The following is a 2,463-nucleotide window of genomic DNA, read 5'->3' as shown; positions in this document are numbered from 1 at the left end:
CACCTTCCGGCCGCCCGCTAGCGGACCCTGGTCAGGTTCCGCGAAGGTGGGCGCAGACATGCTGGGCTCGTCAGGATCAAACTGCACTATGAGGCGGCGGTTCATACCGCGCCAGGGGAGCGAATGGACAGCGAGGAGCCTCCGAACGTTCGGGTCGCCTGCTCGGGTGATATCGACGAGGTTGTGCGGCTGATGCACGACGCTGCGGCGTGGATGTCCGCCAAGGGAACGCCCGCCTGGGACGTCGCGCGGATCGACCGGACATTCGCGGAGACCTTCGTCCTGAGATCCGAGCTCCTAGTCGCGAGTTGCAGCGACGGCATCGTCGGCTGTTGCACCTTGTCGGCCGAGGATCCCGAGTTCTGGCCCGACGCCCTCAAGGGGGAGGCCGCATATCTGCACAAGCTCGCGGTGCGACGGACACATGCGGGCCGGGGTGTCAGCTCCGCGCTGATCGAGGCTTGCCGCCATGCCGCGCGAACGCAGGGGTGCGCCAAGCTGCGGCTCGACTGCCACCCGAACCTGCGTGGCCTATACGAGCGGCTCGGATTCACCCACGTCGACACTTTCAATCCCGGCTGGGATCCAACCTTCATCGCAGAACGCCTAGAACTCGAAATCTAACGTCCGTTCGGGCATCGAGGTCCATGTCGGGGTGGGACGGGCCCGTGGCTTCAAGATCACTTGCAGTCCGACCGCGATGTCTTGGTTGCGCGAGAGGTTGTCGATATCCTCCACTTCCATCATCAACCCTGGATAATGCCGCCGCCGTCATCGCCGCCGACGCCCGTGCCGGGCTTTTCGGGCCTGTCAGGCTTGCTCGGCCTTCAGCCTGCCTGGGCGAGATCTCCGGCGGACGGATTAACGGCGGAGCTTCGCCGCCTTTCGTGCGTGTGAAGGCCGAAGATAGTTCTCTCAAAAACATCCGTTTATGAGAGATACCAAATGTCATTTTCAGAAGACGACTGCACCAGTTGATTGGGCGTAATGGCTGTTGTGCAGCCAGCTCCTGACAGTTCAATATCAGAAGTGATCTGCACCAATCTCGACTATGCTCAATACTCGTGTGGGCTCTGTTGCAAAAATCGTGAAGCTTGAGCATGCTTGGCGGAGATTGGACGGACGGAACGATGACGGATTTCAAGTGGCGCCATTTCCAGGGTGATGTGATCCTGTGGGCGGTGCGCTGGTATTGTCGCTATCCGATCAGCTATCGCGACCTTGAGGAAATGCTGGCGGAACGCGGCATTTCGGTCGACCATACGACGATCTATCGCTGGGTCCAGTGCTACGCCCCGGAGATGGAGAAGCGGCTGCGCTGGTTCTGGCGGCGTGGCTTTGATCCGAGCTGGCGCCTGGATGAAACCTACGTCAAGGTGCGGGGCAAGTGGACCTACCTGTACCGGGCAGTCGACAAGCGGGGCGACACGATCGATTTCTACCTGTCGCCGACCCGCAGCGCCAAGGCAGCGAAGCGGTTCCTGGGCAAGGCCCTGCGAGGCCTGAAGCACTGGGAAAAGCCTGCCACGCTCAATACCGACAAAGCGCCGAGCTATGGTGCAGCGATCACCGAATTGAAGCGCGAAGGAAAGCTGGACCGGGAGACGGCCCACCGGCAGGTGAAGTATCTCAATAACGTGATCGAGGCCGATCACGGAAAGCTCAAGATACTGATCAAGCCGGTGCGCGGTTTCAAATCGATCCCCACGGCCTATGCCACGATCAAGGGATTCGAAGTCATGCGAGCCCTGCGCAAAGGACAGGCTCGCCCCTGGTGCCTGCAGCCCGGCATCAGGGGCGAGGTGCGCCTTGTGGAGAGAGCTTTTGGCATTGGGCCCTCGGCGCTGACGGAGGCCATGGGCATGCTCAACCACCATTTCGCAGCAGCCGCCTGATCGGCGCAGAGCGACAGCCTACCTCTGACTGCCGCCAATCTTTGCAACAGAGCCCTCAATAACGTGATCGAGGCCGATCACGGAAAGCTCAAGATACTGATCAAGCCGGTGCGCGGTTTCAAATCGATCCCCACGGCCTATGCCACGATCAAGGGATTCGAAGTCATGCGAGCCCTGCGCAAAGGACAGGCTCGCCCCTGGTGCCTGCAGCCCGGCATCAGGGGCGAGGTGCGCCTTGTGGAGAGAGCTTTTGGCATTGGGCCCTCGGCGCTGACGGAGGCCATGGGCATGCTCAACCACCATTTCGCAGCAGCCGCCTGATCGGCGCAGAGCGACAGCCTACCTCTGACTGCCGCCAATCTTTGCAACAGAGCCTCCGTCGCCATGCTCACCTCGCTTTGGTGCACACGAGTATTGAGCATAGTCGAGATTGGTGCAGATCACTTCTGATATTGAACTGTCAGGAGCTGGCTGCACAACAGCCATTACGCCCAATCAACTGGTGCAGTCGTCTTCTGAAAATGACACATGGCATCTGACATCAAGTTAGGGTATGCCTCAATCTGAC

2 protein-coding genes and 1 pseudogene are annotated in these 2,463 nt (G+C 60.3%); all 3 read left to right on the top strand.

The features are described 5' to 3' along the window. The first annotated feature begins 123 nt into the window (after positions 1 to 123). Complete coding sequence (locus CKK19_RS13485; protein ID WP_000376623.1) at positions 124 to 624, top strand: GNAT family N-acetyltransferase; 501 nt, start codon at positions 124 to 126, stop codon at positions 622 to 624. 506 nt (positions 625 to 1,130) lie between these two features. Further along, entirely contained in the window at positions 1,131 to 1,895 is a 765-nt protein-coding gene (locus CKK19_RS13475) for an IS6-like element IS6100 family transposase (RefSeq protein ID WP_001389365.1), read from the top strand. A gap of 54 nt (positions 1,896 to 1,949) precedes the next feature. After that, positions 1,950 to 2,216, top strand: a pseudogene (locus CKK19_RS13470) (DDE-type integrase/transposase/recombinase); the annotation flags it as partial. Positions 2,217 to 2,463: the final 247 nt, after the last annotated feature.

Source organism: Enterobacter sp. CCUG 70166 (assembly GCF_020224095.1).
Taxonomy (GTDB): domain Bacteria; phylum Pseudomonadota; class Gammaproteobacteria; order Enterobacterales; family Enterobacteriaceae; genus Enterobacter; species Enterobacter intestinihominis.
Note: the sequence above shows the minus strand (reverse complement) of the source record. Positions and strands in the feature narration are given on the sequence as shown.